Annotated in this window: 13 protein-coding genes; 9 read left to right on the top strand and 4 right to left on the bottom strand. The window is 70.4% G+C overall.

Going from position 1 to position 13844, the window contains the following annotated elements; all coding sequences use genetic code 11:
- Nucleotides 1–54 precede the first annotated feature (54 nt).
- Entirely contained in the window at nt 55–948 is an 894-nt protein-coding gene (gene arsM / locus AB0E88_RS04615; protein ID WP_361623690.1) for an arsenite methyltransferase, read from the top strand.
- Between the two features lie 68 nt (nt 949–1016).
- On the opposite strand, the gene AB0E88_RS04610 is transcribed toward arsM, so the two are convergent.
- Complete coding sequence (locus tag AB0E88_RS04610) at nt 1017–1619, bottom strand: DUF6000 family protein (RefSeq protein ID WP_361623687.1); 603 nt, start codon at nt 1617–1619, stop codon at nt 1017–1019.
- 253 nt (nt 1620–1872) lie between these two features.
- Here AB0E88_RS04610 and AB0E88_RS04605 point away from each other — a divergent pair, with 253 nt between their 5' ends.
- The 4 genes from AB0E88_RS04605 (at nt 1873) to AB0E88_RS04590 (ending at nt 5626) form a co-directional block, all read left to right on the top strand.
- Complete coding sequence (locus tag AB0E88_RS04605) at nt 1873–2955, top strand: permease (RefSeq protein WP_361623684.1); 1083 nt, start codon at nt 1873–1875, stop codon at nt 2953–2955.
- Nucleotides 2952–3749: a TIGR03943 family protein gene (locus AB0E88_RS04600; protein ID WP_361623681.1), complete on the top strand. Its 798-nt coding sequence runs from the start codon at nt 2952–2954 to the stop codon at nt 3747–3749. Before AB0E88_RS04605 ends, AB0E88_RS04600 begins: the two co-directional genes overlap by 4 nt.
- 370 nt (nt 3750–4119) lie before the next feature.
- The gene (locus AB0E88_RS04595) at nt 4120–5094 is read left to right on the top strand and encodes an alpha/beta hydrolase (protein ID WP_361623678.1); all 975 of its coding nucleotides are present in this window, start codon (nt 4120–4122) and stop codon (nt 5092–5094) included.
- Between the two features lie 97 nt (nt 5095–5191).
- Nucleotides 5192–5626, top strand: a complete 435-nt coding sequence (locus AB0E88_RS04590) for a VOC family protein (protein WP_361623675.1) — start codon at nt 5192–5194, stop codon at nt 5624–5626.
- A gap of 90 nt (nt 5627–5716) precedes the next feature.
- Here AB0E88_RS04590 and AB0E88_RS04585 read toward each other — a convergent pair whose 3' ends face one another.
- The 3 genes from AB0E88_RS04585 to AB0E88_RS04575 all read right to left on the bottom strand — a co-directional run bounded on the left by AB0E88_RS04585 (nt 5717) and on the right by AB0E88_RS04575 (nt 8952).
- Nucleotides 5717–6928: a low temperature requirement protein A gene (locus AB0E88_RS04585; protein WP_361623672.1), complete on the bottom strand. Its 1212-nt coding sequence runs from the start codon at nt 6926–6928 to the stop codon at nt 5717–5719.
- A gap of 73 nt (nt 6929–7001) precedes the next feature.
- The gene (locus AB0E88_RS04580; protein WP_361623669.1) at nt 7002–7652 is read right to left on the bottom strand and encodes a DedA family protein; all 651 of its coding nucleotides are present in this window, start codon (nt 7650–7652) and stop codon (nt 7002–7004) included.
- A 463-nt stretch (nt 7653–8115) separates the two neighbouring features.
- Nucleotides 8116–8952 carry an alpha/beta hydrolase gene (locus AB0E88_RS04575; RefSeq protein ID WP_361623666.1) on the bottom strand — a complete coding sequence of 279 codons (837 nt, stop codon included), beginning with the start codon at nt 8950–8952 and terminating at the stop codon, nt 8116–8118.
- 372 nt (nt 8953–9324) lie between these two features.
- Here AB0E88_RS04575 and AB0E88_RS04570 point away from each other — a divergent pair, with 372 nt between their 5' ends.
- The 4 genes from AB0E88_RS04570 (at nt 9325) to cpt (ending at nt 13833) form a co-directional block, all read left to right on the top strand.
- Nucleotides 9325–9801: an ATP-binding protein gene (locus tag AB0E88_RS04570; protein WP_361623663.1), complete on the top strand. Its 477-nt coding sequence runs from the start codon at nt 9325–9327 to the stop codon at nt 9799–9801.
- 266 nt (nt 9802–10067) lie between these two features.
- Nucleotides 10068–11054, top strand: a complete 987-nt coding sequence (locus tag AB0E88_RS04565; protein WP_361623660.1) for an aldo/keto reductase — start codon at nt 10068–10070, stop codon at nt 11052–11054.
- A gap of 185 nt (nt 11055–11239) precedes the next feature.
- Nucleotides 11240–13171 carry a lamin tail domain-containing protein gene (locus tag AB0E88_RS04560; protein ID WP_361623657.1) on the top strand — a complete coding sequence of 644 codons (1932 nt, stop codon included), beginning with the start codon at nt 11240–11242 and terminating at the stop codon, nt 13169–13171.
- A 128-nt stretch (nt 13172–13299) separates the two neighbouring features.
- Nucleotides 13300–13833, top strand: a complete 534-nt coding sequence (gene cpt, locus AB0E88_RS04555) for a chloramphenicol phosphotransferase CPT (protein WP_361623655.1) — start codon at nt 13300–13302, stop codon at nt 13831–13833.
- Nucleotides 13834–13844 lie beyond the last annotated feature (11 nt).

Here is a 13844-nt window from a genome sequence, read left to right as displayed (position 1 = left end):
CATCGATACAGGCCGTTCGGGTCCCCTCCGCGGCCTGTCGCCTGGGAGCGAGACATGAGTGAACAGACCACAGACCTGCGCGAAGACGTCCGCCGGCGGTACGCGGCGGCGGCAATGAAGGTCACCGGGGGCGGCACGGCCTGTTGCGGATCCGAGCCGGTCGAGGTCGACGAGAACTTCGGATCGACCCTGTACACCGCCGATGATCGCGACACCCTCCCCGCGGAGGCCCTCGCCGCCTCCCTCGGCTGCGGCAACCCCATCGCCGTAGCCGAACTGCGCGACGGCGAGAGCGTTCTCGACCTGGGCTCCGGCGGCGGCATCGACGTCCTGCTGTCCGCCCGCCGCGTCGGACCGACCGGCAGGGCCTACGGGCTGGACATGACCGAGGAGATGCTCGCTCTGGCCCTGGCCAACGCCGAGCGGTCGGGTGCGACGAACGTCGAGTTCCTCAAGGGCACCATCGAGGCGATCCCGCTGCCCGCGAACACGATCGACGTCGTGATCTCCAACTGCGTGATCAACCTGTCCACCGACAAAGCCGCCGTCTTCGCCGAGACCTTCCGCGTGCTCAAGCCCGGCGGCCGGATCGGCGTCTCCGACGTCGTCGCCGACGACACCCTCACGCCCCGGCAGCGCGCCGAGCGCGGCGACCATGTCGGCTGCATCGCCGGCGCGTTGTCCTTCGCCGAATACCGCGCGGGTCTGGAGACCGCCGGATTCACCGACGTCTCGATCACCCCGACGCATCCGGTCGCGGACGGCATGCACTCCGCCATCGTCCGAGCGGCCAAGCCGGCACCGGCCGACACCTCGGCGGCGGCGGAGGAGGCGGCCGACGTGTGTTGCGGAGTCAACGCCTGCTGCACCCCGGCCGAGAAGTCCGCGCACCCGGCCCTGACCGTCTCCGAGGCAAAGAGCGCCTCGCAGTGCGGCTGCCGGTCATGACGGTGTCGTAGCCCTCGTCCCCGACGGAAGTCGTGCTCCGGCTCAGCCGTGGGACGAAGCCATGGGGTTCAGGCGTCGGCGCATTCGGCGACGAGGGCGCAGGCGAGGCGGATGCCGCCCACGTAGGCGGAGATGCCGCCGTCGCCGCGCATGTGAGGCGCGTCCCGGAACCACTGCCGCCACAGCCCGCCCTCGTGGAGGAGCCGGCCGGCCCGGTCGTCGTCGAGCACGGAGTCGGTGTACGCCAGGGCGCCCATGGCCGTCGGCTGGTCGTAGGCGAGGTCGGGCCGGCGCAGATAGCGATCCAGGTAAGCGGCGAGCAGGTCGGCGTCCCGTGCCGTGCCGAAACTCGCCAGCGCCACGCAGTAGGCCACGCCCGCGCAGCAGACCTCGCTCTCCAGCAGCAGAGCTCCCAGACACTCCCGGAACTGGTCACGGCGCGAGATGGCGGCGAGCCATGCCGCGGTCCGCCGCTCGCGCCAACTGCCTTGGAAGAGGAGGGTGAGCTCGGCGTCCGAGACAGCCTTCGCATCGGCGGCCAGGGCATGAACGAACGGCTCGTACTCCTCGCGCGACATACGAAGTACCGCTCCGCCGAGCTTCAGGTAGCGGCGCCCCGGCGCGCAATAGCGGCGGAACAGAGCCAGTATCTCAGGGTCGTGGCGGATCACCACCCCATCCTCCCGCACCAAGCGCGCAGCGCGGACGGCCTGGGACGTCTGGGCTCACGTGGTCAAGTGCCGTGCGTCGACACGGCACGCCCGGTGACGCACCGAACACAATCAGTGACCGCTTCGGGCGGCTTGGCGGCTGTGCCGGGGACACGGTGCACACGATCTGAGCGCGGGCTGAACACCTGGGCTCTGGCCGCCGTAGTGAGGGGGAGGTATCTCTGCACCACAGCCCGCCGGAGGTGTCAGACGCGTGGCCACCACGAGACCAGCCCCCACCACCGGGGCGGACGACCGGTGCGTGAAAGCAGGGGCGCCCGATGGCCCCGGTCGGCCGGCGCAGACCGCGGGTGAGCGTGCCGACGAGGAGCGCAGGGCAGGTGGCGGCCGCCACGGGAACTCCTCCCTGGTCCTGGTCACGGCCCTGCTCCTGACCGTCATGGTGCAGGGCCCGATCCGCAGGGCGCTCGCCGCTCCGGTGATGCAGAGCTGGATGACGGTGTTCGTCGCCGTGGTACTCCAGGCGCTGCCGTTTCTGGTGCTGGGCGTCCTGCTCTCCGCGGCGCTCGCCGTTTTCGTCCCTTCCTCGTTCTTCGCCCGCGCACTGCCCAGCCGTGACTGGCTCGCCGTGCCCGTCGCGGGCGTGGCGGGCGCCGTGCTGCCGGGCTGCGAGTGTGCGTCGGTCCCGGTGGCGGGCGCACTGGTGCGTCGAGGCGTGACGCCCGCGGCGGCCATCGCGTTCCTCCTGTCTGCGCCGGCGATCAACCCGGTCGTGCTGACGGCGACGGCAGTGGCGTTCCCCGGCCATCCGGACATGGTGCTGGGCCGTCTCGTGGCGAGCCTGCTCGTCGCGTGCGTCATGGGCTGGCTGTGGCAGCGACTGGGGCGCACGGACTGGTTGCGACCGCCGGTACACGCGGGGGGCGAGGGGCGGAGCAGGGGCGCGGCGTTCTGGGACTCGGTCCGGCACGACGTCATGCACGCGGGCGGGTTCCTGGTTCTGGGCGCGATGGCGGCGGCGACGCTCAAGGCGGTGGCCCCGGCCGACTGGTTGCGCACGGCGGCCGGCAACCCGTTCGCCGCGGTGGGGGCGTTGGCGGTCCTGGCCGTGCTGCTGTCGATCTGCTCGGAAGCGGACGCGTTCGTGGCGGCCTCGCTGACGCAGTTCTCGCTGACGGCGAAGCTGGTGTTCCTGGTCGTCGGCCCGATGATCGACCTGAAGCTGTTCGCGATGCAGGCCGGTACCTTCGGCCGCGGTTTCGCCTTCCGCTTCGCCCCGGTCACCTTCATGCTGGCGATCGCGGGAGCGGTCCTGACCGGGGCGGTGCTCTGGTGAACCGGCAGGCCCAGGCGGTGGTCATGTTCCTGGTCGGTGCGGTGCTCGTGCATTCCGGGTGCACCGACCTGTACCTGCGGTACGTGAAGGCGGGGTTGCGGCCGTTGCTGCTGGCGGCGGGTGCCGTGTTCATGGCCGCGGCGGCGGCAGCGGTGTGGTACGAGGTCAAGAGCCGCAGAGGACGCGACCACCGTACGGAAGACCATCATGGCCATCGCGACGACGACCGACAGAGCCGTCGTGACGACGACCGACAGAGCCGACGTGACAGCGACCGTCATGGCCACCGTGAACCCCTCGTCGCATGGCTGCTCCTGATCCCCCTCCTCGCGCTGATCCTGGTGGCGCCGCCGGCGCTCGGCTCCTTCAGCGCGATGCGCGCGGGTACGGCGCTGCAGCAGCCGTACGGCTACGCGAAGCTCCCGGCGTCGGACCCCCTGCCGATCGGCCTGGCCGACTACGCGGGCCGCGCGGTGTACGACCACGGCCGGTCACTCGGCCACCGAAAGGTACGGATCACGGGTTTCGTCGCCCTGGACGCGAAGGGCGCGCCCTACTTGGTCCGCATGTCACTGAACTGCTGTGCCGCGGACGCCCAGCCGGTGAAGCTCGCCCTGACGGGCGACACCCCGCCGGTTCTGCAACCGGACACCTGGCTGAGCGTGACCGGCACCTACACCCCGCAGCAGACCCGGGACCCGGTGAACAACCGTCCGATCCCGTACCTGCGCGTCACCGAGGCGAAACCGGCACCGATCCCACGCGATCCCTACGACGAGAGCTGGAACCAGTGAGGCCGGCTGCATCCCTGTGCGGGAACGCCAGTCCGTGACCTGGATGGCCCGCCGAACCACGTAGGCGCAGAGCACGGGCTGTGGACGTCCGACGACAACCGGCAACGGGGCAACCGGCAACGGCAGCCGGTAGCCGGAGCCGCCCCGCCGGTGCCAGGCCGGCCGGCCGCCACCGGCTCAGCCTCGGCCCATCCCAAGAGCGGCCCCTTCCGGGTGCTCACCGCAGAAGGAACCACCGTGCCAAGTTGCGCGTCCCCAACGCGACACGAACGATGGAAACCGGCTATGTCCAGCCCGGAGGCCGGTGCTGATCTCGGCCGGTCGGGGCCACACTCAACGGCGCCCGCACACCCCGCGAGACGGAGTCGACATGACGGAACTTCCGCCGCCGATCACCCCCTACCTCGAGCCCGCCGCGAAGGAGCTGTGCGAGGCCACCGACCCACACCCCCGGATCTACGAGGTCCCCCCGGAGAAGGGCCGCGACATCCTGCTCGGCCTGCAGTCCGACCCCGGCGTGCCGCGCCCGCAGGTCGACGAGGAATGGGTCGACGTGGACGCGGGCGAGTGGGGCACTGTCCGCACGCGGATCATCCGGCCCGAGGGATCATCGGGGCAGCTGCCCGTGCTGCTCTACATCCACGGTGCCGGCTGGGTCTTCGGCGACGACAAGACCCACGACCGCCTCTTCCGCGAACTCGCCGTCGGCGCCGGCGCCGCGGGCGTCTTCCCCGTCTACGACCGGGCCCCGGAGGCGAAGTACCCCACCCAGGTCGAGCAGAACTACGCCGTGGGCCGGTGGATCCGTCAGTACGGCGCCGAGCACGGCCTGGACGCCTCACGCATCGCCGTGACCGGCGACTCGGTCGGCGGTTGCATGTCGACGGTGTTCGCGCTGATGACCAAGGAGCGCGGCGGTATCGACCTCAAGGCCCAGTGCCTGCTCTACCCCGTCACCAACGCCGACTTCGACACCCCGTCCTACCTCCAGTTCGCCGAGGGCTACTACCTCACCCGCGACGGCATGAAGTGGTTCTGGGACGCCTACACCACCGACCCCGCCCAGCGCGCCGAGCACCACGCGTCCCCGCTGCGGGCGAGCCTCGACCAGCTGAGAGGCCTGCCCACCACCCTGGTCATCACCGACGAGGCCGACGTCCTGCGCGACGAGGGCGAACAGTACGCCAACAAGCTGCGCGAGGCGGGCGTGGACGTCACCTCGGTCCGGGTGGGCGGCATGGTCCACGACTTCATGCTGCTGGACAGCCTGCGCGACACCCGGGCCGCCAACGTGGCCCGCAAGCTCGCCGTCGACTTCCTCAGGACGGCACTGCACGACACCTGAGACGCGCCGCAGGCGCACGCTCTGCCGGCAGAGGGCGGGGCGGTTCGGCTGGACAAATGAGCGGCAGGTCGCCCCTGGTGCGCGGTATGGTGCGCCGATGTCAGCGATCAAGAAGTTCCAAGTCACCTTCGACTGCGCAGAACCCGAGCGCCTCGCTCGCTTCTGGTGCGAGGTGTTGGGGTACGTCATACCGACGCCGCCGGAGGGATTCACCACCTGGGACGACTTCAACCGCACCCTGCCTCCTGAGGAGCAGGACGCATGGTTCGCCTGCAGTGACCCCTCAGGCGTGGGCCCGCGCCTGTACTTCCAGCGCGTCCCCGAGGGCAAGACCGCGAAGAATCGGGTGCATCTCGACGTCCGGGTCGGCACCGGCCTGGTGGGGGACGAGCGTCTCGCCGTGCTCGAAGCCGAGTGCGACCGCCTGGTCGCACTCGGCGCGACGCATGTGCGCACCCTGTATGCCGATGAGGAAAACGAGTCGTGCATCCCGATGCTGGACATCGAGGGCAACGAGTTCTGCATCGACTGAGCACGCCGCGGGCGAGCGCCGGGCGGCGCCACAGCGTCGCGTTGCGTTCCGTTCCCTTGGACGATCACCGACGGTAGGCGGCAGCCGATGTCACATCGCCGCGGTGCGCTGCTCGCTACGACGAGTGGCCAGTTTCTCGTAGAACCAGGGCCAGCGGGCCACCACCACGAGTGCCCACACCAGGGCGGCCGGGGACCCACGGCCCGCGAAGGCGCCCAGGAGGATCGCCACCACGACCATGGGCCCGCCGGCTCCCAGAGCCCAGCGGGCGCCTCGGCCCGACACCACTCCTGCCACCAAGCCGATGGACAGGAAGACGACGACGCTGCCGCACATGAGCCAACGCATCCCCGACGGCAGCCGCCCCTCCACGTGCTCCACGGCCCCGCCGAGGGAGGCGGCGAGCGCACCGAGCGCACCCGTACTCACGCAGTGCAGCGGCAACGCGAAACGGGGAGCGAGCACGCCGAAGCCGAGCAGCGGCACCCCGCACGAGCGGCGCACCGCGAGAGCCCACAGTGCGAGCAGGAGGACGAAGGAGCCGACCGCCATCGAACCGAGGCGTGAGGTCCACTCGGCTTCCGAGGAGGCCTCCACGCTCAGGGCGACGCTTTCGCCGATCACGATCAGGGTGAACAGTCCCAGCCGCTCGTCGAGATGCCGGGCGTCGAAGCGGACGGCTGCCGGCCTCGGGCGGGCCTTCCCCTCGTGGCTCGCAGCATGCTCCTCCCATTCCTCCTGGGCTCGGGCCAGGAGCCGGTTGCGGGACAGCACGAACGTCAGTCCCAGGTCGACGGCGAGTCCGGCCGTCCACAGCCAGTAGCGGATCGGCGCTTCGGCCCACACGGACACGAGCCACGGGACGACCCCCACCGACAGCTGCGCGACCGGCCAGTCCGCGACGATCTCTCCCCGATGCTGCCAGACCCGCGACGCCAGGACCCGTACCAGCACGTACGCGAGAGCGAAGGCCCGTGCGTGGTCCGTACGGACACCGGGAACGGCGGCGGCCATGACGGCGAGCCCGAACATGCCGATCAGGACGGTTCGGGTGTGCACCTTGTCCGCGGCAACGTTGCCGTACGTCGTGAAACACATCCACGCCGTCCAGAACGCCAGATACAGCAGGCAGTAGAAGCCCAGGTCAGCGGCGCCCGGGGCGCCGTGCAGCAGGTGCGCCAGCTGGGCCACGCCCGCCACGGCGATCAGATCGAAGAACAACTCCAGCCATGAGGCGTGTCGCTCGGACTCGGCAGGACGAGGGGAGGGCGATGCGGCGGGGGAGGCGCTCTCGGAAGCCATACCCGAGAGATCGGCCGAACCGCTCCTCCGCTTCACCCCGGCAGCTGGAGAAACGGTTGCGAACCCTGTGATCTCACCGCGAGGCCGGCGCGCGGTCCGGCTCTCGGTGTCGGCGCTTCCACCACGCACGGGCGATGAAGAGCACGAGGAGCAGGGCGAGGGCGGGCAGCAGCAGGAGCTGATAGCGCACCGCCTGGTGGTAGAGGGGGCCGATGTCCGTGCCGGCGCCGTAGCCGAGCGCCGTCCACGCACCGGCCCATACGGCGGCGCCCACCGCGTTGGCGGCGGAGAACCGTGGGTGAGGGAGGTGGTTGGCGCCGGCGAGCAGGCCGTTGGTCTGGCGCAGCACGTCCACGAAGCGGGCGGCACAGACGATGGCGACGCCGCGCCGCCGGTAGAAACTCTCCGCGCGCTTGTAGCGGTCCGCGGTGAGACGCACATAAGGCCCGTATCGGTCGATCAGCGCGCTGCCCTGGCGGCGTCCCAGCAGGTAGGCGGCTTCGGCCGCGGCGGTGGCGGCCGCCCATGCGACCAGCGCGACGGCGACGACGTTCATCCGGCCGGTCCCCGCGTAGACGGCGGCCACGATCAGCATCGTCTGCCCGGGGACGGGGATCAGCATGTTGTCCAGACCCACCAGCAGCGCCAGCGCCGCGTAACCGCCCTTGTCCAGCAGCGGCTCGAGATGGGCCAGCGCGCCGGGCAGCCCCGGCCCCCCGCTCACCACCGCCTCCCGGGCGCCACCTGCAGTCCGGCCTCCTGAGGCGCGCCGGACGGACGCGGGCAGCGCTCAGGGCCGAGCGGGGACACGGCTTCACCGTCGCCCGCCCTGGTCAGCCAGGCCGGCAAAACGAACTTCACGCCGAGAGCTCCCGGGTTCTGTGCACACGTCTTGATGAACCCGCGGTACCCGCCCTGGGCCGTGCGATACCGGCATCGGTTCAGGTGGCAGCCGCGGTCAGCCCTCGTCGTCGTGACGCGCGGACGGGAGGGCCGGCACACCGCACAGCAGTGTGCCAGCCCTCCCGCGTCGCCGCGTGGCCCACAGGCCGCCACGCTCGGACCTGTGCGACACGACCACCGCCTTGTCCGGGCGCTGCGGGTGCTCCGGGTGGCGTCCGGGCCGACAAGGTCGTTCCACAGCTGATGCACGACTGCTGCGACAGGGCCGACCGATCGAGAGGCTCTCAGGGCCTTGATTGCCGGAGAAAGGCGAGCAGTGCAGCTGTGAGCTCGGCGGGTGCGTCTTCTTGGACGAGGTGTCCGGCCCCGGCGATCGTTTCGAGCCGCGCACCTGGGATACGGGCGGCGAGTTCCCTTCCCTTCGCCACGGGGATCCAGGTGTCGTCCTCGCCCCAGCACACCAGCGTCGGGAAATCGATCTCCCCGTACCGGTCCTGCACCTCGTCCGTGTAGAGCTGGTCGGCCTGGGCGATCTGGCGGTAGAAGGCCGCTTGGCCGAGGTCTCCGGCCCAGGGCTCCATGAGCCGGCCGAGGACGGCGGGATGCAGGCCCGGGCTGCTGGCCGAGCTCACGTACTCGCGTACCAGGGCCTGGTGCAGTGCGGGCGGCAGCTGCTCGAACACGTGGGAGTGCTCGCCCACGAGCCGGAAGAACGGCGAACCCCACGGGGCCAGTGCGACCGGGTCGACCAGGGCGAGCGCACGGTAGCGAGCTCCGTGCAGCAGATGTGCCCGCAAGGAGACGGCACCACCGAAATCGTGGGCCACCACCGACGGTTCTTCGAGGCCCCAGTGCGCCAGCAGTCCGGTGAAGATCCGGCTCTGGGCTGCCAGCGACACATCCTGACCGGCGGATTTCTCCGACGCGCCGTAACCGGGCATGTCCCACACGAACACCTGGTGGCGGCGGGCGAGCGCACGAGCGACGGCACGCCAGACGTACGAGGAGAAGGGCGTGCCGTGAAGGAGTACGACCGGATCCCGGCCGGGATCTCCGAGAGTGCCCCAGCGGACATCCCCCGAGGTGCTGCGGTACGTCTCGGACAGTTGCCAGTCATGCACGGGTGCTGTTCCTCTCCCCTGGCTCTGTGGTCATGGCGGGGCCGGTCGGTGTACGCAACCGCACAGGCTCGGCGCACCACACCTGCCCCGCTCGGAACGCACGTCACCAGCCCATCCCACCGCTCCTCCCACCGACCCGGCGAACTATTCCGCGGTCGAGGCAACGGCCGACGCCCAGCCCGCGCTGAGGCGGGCGACGAGGGCGCCGGCCGGCGACGCGCGTCGGGCAGCTCCCGCCCCGTGCTGGTTGCCTTCCACGAATAGTTGCCATGGAGCAAATGCCGGAAAATCATTTCATGTATGTGAGGCCTGGTGTCTTCGGGGTAGGGGTGGCGGAGCAGTAGTCGACGCTTCGGAAGTGAGGCGGCCGGCATGGAAGTGCCTGTCCACAACGGCGGCCGTGGGGTGTCCACGGATCGCCTGCTCATGGTGTCCGCGGCCTTCGAGGGCAGTGAGGACATCGCCGCGGCCCGGGCCTTGGCCCGATCGTTCCTGGCAGACGTGCACAGGGTGCACGGGGTGCCGGTGTCCGACAACGCCAAGGGCATGGTGCAGCTGGTGGTGAGCGAGCTGGTGACCAACGCCCGCAAATATGCTCCCGGGCCCTGCCTTGTCACCCTCGAGCTCCGTCAGGGTGCGGTGGAGGTGACGGTGTGGGACAGCGAGCCGAGCCTGCCCGTGGCCCAGGCTGCCGACCCGGGCCGGGTCGGCCGGCACGGCCTGGAGATCGTGACGGCGGTCTGCCGCGATGTCGAGATGCACCGCGAACCGGTGGGCAAGCGGCTCGTGGCGGCCGTGGTCCTGGCGGACGATCCGGTCGGAGACGAGGCCGGTGATCAGGTCGGCTGATGCCGAGCGGCCCGCTGACGGGGGGACAGGGGCCGCTCGGCACCGCCATTATGCACGTGATCAGGCCCGGCTGAACCCGAAGCGGCTCGGGCAAGGTGCGTCCCAAGGCCTCGGCGACGGCCTGCGCGGCCCGGCGACGACCGGGCCCTCGATGACGTGGAGGTGCCCGCCCCGCCCCCGGCCCTCGCCGCCCCTTGACCTGGAGAGCACTCCAACAGGCAGACTCGCCGCCGAAGCCCCAGCCACCCCCTTCGGAAGGCACCCGTATGCGCTACCGCACCATCGGCCGGAATCCTGACACCCGCCGCAAGGTCAGCGTCCTGAGCCTGGGCGCCATGCGGTTCGGAACCACCACCGACGAGGCGACCTCGTACGCGATCCTCGACCGGTACGTCGAAGCCGGCGGCACCTTCATCGACACCGCGAACAACTACGCGTTCTGGGTCAACGGCACCCAGGGCGGAGAGAGCGAACAGCTCCTGGGGCGCTGGCGGCGCAGCCGGGGCGTCGGCGACGAGATCACGATCGCCACCAAGCTCGGCGGCCGCCCCAACCACCCCACCTCGACCTTCACCAAGGACGTCGAGAGCCTCACCGCGAAGACGATCCGGGAGTCGGCCGAACGCAGCCGCGACTACCTCGGCGTGGACAAGCTCGATCTCCTGTACGCGCACATCGAGGATCCCCGCGTCCCTCTCCAGGAGACGGTGGACGGCTTCGCCGCAGTCGTCGCCGACGGCACGGTGGGCCTCCTCGGCGCGAGCAACCACCGTGTCTGGCGCCTGGAACGGGCCCGCGCCCTCGCGGCAGCCGCGGGTCTGCCCGGCTACGAGGTTCTGCAGTACCACCACAGCTACCTCCGCCACCGCACCGACGAGCCCACGCTCCGCTCTCCCGACGGCGACCTGGGCGTCACCTCCGGCGACCACCTCAGCTACCTCCGTGAGGACCCGTCCCTCTCCCTCGTCGCGTACTCCCCGCTCCTGAACGGCAGTTACGGCCGGACGGACAAGCCCCTCGACCCCGGATACCAGAACGCGGGGACGGCCACCCGCCTCGCCGCCCTGGCCGAGGTCGCCGCGGAGACGGGGGCGACGCAGAACCAGGTCGTCCTCGCCTGGCTGATCGGCGGCGACATTCCCGTCATCCCCCTGGTGGGCGCGTCCTCGGTGGCTCAGCTGGAGGAAAGCCTGGCGGCGGCGGACCTCGACCTCACCCAGGACCAACGGGCGAAACTGGACGCCGCACACTGAGGGGGCCGGGCACCTGGCGGTTGTGATGCTGAGACTGCCGCCGCGATGCGCGCGCCTGCCGTTCCGGTAGGCAGCAGCCGGCATTCAGCCGCAGTACACGCTGTCTCCAGGTCGGTTCTGCACAGTTCCGCCTCGTGCCTACTTCACACTCGCGCGTCGGCGTCGCCTCGGTATGCGCCGCGGCTTTGACGTTCTCAGGTCTGGTCGCCACCGGGCTGGTTGTCGCCCAGCCCGCGGCAGCCGCTGACCCGGCCGGCTATCAGAATGTCCGCATCAACGAGGTCACCTCCTCGAACAACGACACGGTGGAGCTGTACAACACCGGTTCGACCGCGGTGAGTCTCAGCGGTTGGAAGATGTCCGACGACAGCTTCTCGCCGCAGTCGTTCTCCCCGTCCTCGAGCACGATCGCCGCCGGCGGTTACGTCACCTTCGACTCACCCAAAGGACTCGGTGAGTCCGACAAGCTGGTGATCTACACGGCCGACGGCACGGTGGTCGACCGTGTCGAGTGGGCCACCGGCAAGGCGAAGCCGGCGATGGCGCGCTGCGAGAGCGATGGCACGGGAGCGTGGGTGACCGCGACTGCGGCGACCACGTTCGGCGCGCCGAACACCTCGGGCTGCCCGACCTCCGCCCCTGCGGCAAGCCGGGTGCGGATCAACGAGGTCACCTCGGACGGCGCCGACACCGTGGAGCTGTACAACAGCGGAACGAGCGCGGTCAGTATCGGATCGTGGAAGTACGTCGACAGTGACACCGGCCACTCCCCGGTCTCGGTCTCGTCCTCCACGCCGAGCGCGACCAGCATCCCCGCGGGCGGCTACGTCACGTTCAACTCCACTCTCGGGCTGGGCGACAACGACTCGCTGTTCCTCCTCGACGGCAACGGCAGCACGGTCGACTCGGTGACCTGGGCCGCCGGTGGCGCCAAGCCGTCGGACGAGCGCTGCACCAACGGCACCGGATGGTTCCGGACGTCCGCGACTGCCACACCGGGCAGCGCCAACTCCTGCTCCGGCAGCGGGAACGGTGGCGGTGGCGGTGGCGGCCAGACCGGTCATCTGCTGGGCGGCGGCGGCTCACTCACCAGCGGCTGCACCACCGAGGCGCCCTCCGGCACCGGTTCCACCCCTGCGGGCACCCTGGCATGGCCGGGCGGGCTCGACGTCACGATCTCCGACAACGTCTGCGCGTTCACCACATCCACCGGCCCGGAAGGCCGCGACGTGAGCGGGCTGGCGTTCGACCCGGCGAACCCGTCGGTGCTGTGGGCCGCCAAGAACAAGAACTGGCTGTACAAGCTGGTCAAGAGCAACGGCAAGTGGACACCGGACCCCTCGTGGAGCGCCGGCGGCAAGCAGATCCGCTTCGCGGGCGGCACGGGCCAGCCGGACTCCGAGGGCGTGACGGTCGGCGGCAACGGCCACATCTATGTGACGTCCGAGCGTGACAACGCCAACAACACGGTCCCCAAGAACACGATCATGGAGTTCGACCCGGCCGCCACCGGATCGACGCTGACGCCCCTCCACCAGTGGGACATGACGTCGCAGTTCCCTCAGCTGGACACGGGCAGCAAGGACGACGCCAACCTGGGCTTCGAGGGCGTCGGCTACGTCCCCGACAGCTGGCTGACCGCGAACGGCTGGGTCGACCCGCTCACCGGGGCCGCCTACAACCCCGCGAACTACCCGCTGCACGGGTCGGGCCTGTACTTCGCCGCCCTGGAGTGGGACGGGTCGCTGCACGCCTACGGCCTGAACTCCGACGGTACGTTCACCACGTTCGGCACCATCCCGACCGGCAAGTCGTCCGTGATGGACGTGACGTTCGACGCCGGAACCCAGCGCATCGTGGCGACCTGCGACAACACCTGCGGGGAAACGCACACCTTCATGAAGATCGACGCCGCCGGCACCATCGTGCCGGACGTGACCTACACGAACGCGGCCGTCATGCCGATCGACAACCTGGAGGGCTTCGCGATCGCGCCCGCGTCGACCTGCGTCAACGGACTGCGCGAAGCGGTCTGGAGCGATGACGGCGTCTACGGCTTCGGCTCCGGAAGCTCCTCCTACGGACACGCCCTCTACAGCGGCACCTTCCCCTGCTGACCCCCTGACGGAAGCGAACGGACGGGCCGGGTCGAGGGCACCGGCAGCCGGCCAGAAGTCCTCGGCCCGGCCCAGCCGTTGTGGGAAATGAGTTTCGAGGGTTGCTGCGGTGTCTCTACTGTGGCGCGGTGACGACTGCGGTGATTGTTCTCAACGGTGGTTCCAGCTCGGGCAAGTCCGGTATCGCCCGCTGTCTGCAGGCCCTCCTGCCGGATCCGTGGCTGGCTCTCGGGACCGACACGCTGGTGGACGCGATGCCCGCGTCCATGCGGGCGTCGGATGCCGGGATCGAGTTCGCTGCCGACGGAGAGGTGATCGTCGGGCCCGAGTTCCGGACGCTGGAAGCGGCATGGATCGAGGGGATCACCGCGATGGCCCGTGCGGGCGCCCGCGTCATCGTCGACGAGGTCTTCCTCGGCGGAGCGGACTCGCAGCGGCGATGGCAGCAGACCTTGGGCGACCTGCGGGTGCTGTGGGTCGGCGTCCGATGCGACAGTGCGGTCGCCGCAGGCCGTGAGGTCGCACGGGGCGACCGGGTCATCGGGATGGCCGCGTCCCAGGCGGACCTGGTCCACCGGGGCGTGGTCTACGACCTGGAGGTGGACACCACGCACACCGAGTCGATGGAGTGCGCGCGGGCCATCGCCGCACATGTCCGCTGACGGGCGGCCTC

The sequence above is a fragment of the Streptomyces sp. NPDC028635 genome (assembly GCF_040637635.1).
Taxonomy (GTDB): Bacteria; Actinomycetota; Actinomycetes; order Streptomycetales; family Streptomycetaceae; genus Streptomyces.
Note: the sequence above shows the minus strand (reverse complement) of the source record. Positions and strands in the feature narration are given on the sequence as shown.

Coding starts and splice junctions, on each gene's coding strand:
- AB0E88_RS04565 (WP_361623660.1), top strand. CDS start 10,068: ATGCGCTACCGCACCATCGGCCGGAATCCTGACACCCGCCGCAAGGTC.
- AB0E88_RS04595 (WP_361623678.1), top strand. CDS start 4,120: ATGACGGAACTTCCGCCGCCGATCACCCCCTACCTCGAGCCCGCCGCG.
- AB0E88_RS04570 (WP_361623663.1), top strand. CDS start 9,325: ATGGAAGTGCCTGTCCACAACGGCGGCCGTGGGGTGTCCACGGATCGC.
- arsM (WP_361623690.1), top strand. CDS start 55: ATGAGTGAACAGACCACAGACCTGCGCGAAGACGTCCGCCGGCGGTAC.
- AB0E88_RS04585 (WP_361623672.1), bottom strand. CDS start 6,928: ATGGCTTCCGAGAGCGCCTCCCCCGCCGCATCGCCCTCCCCTCGTCCT.
- AB0E88_RS04590 (WP_361623675.1), top strand. CDS start 5,192: ATGTCAGCGATCAAGAAGTTCCAAGTCACCTTCGACTGCGCAGAACCC.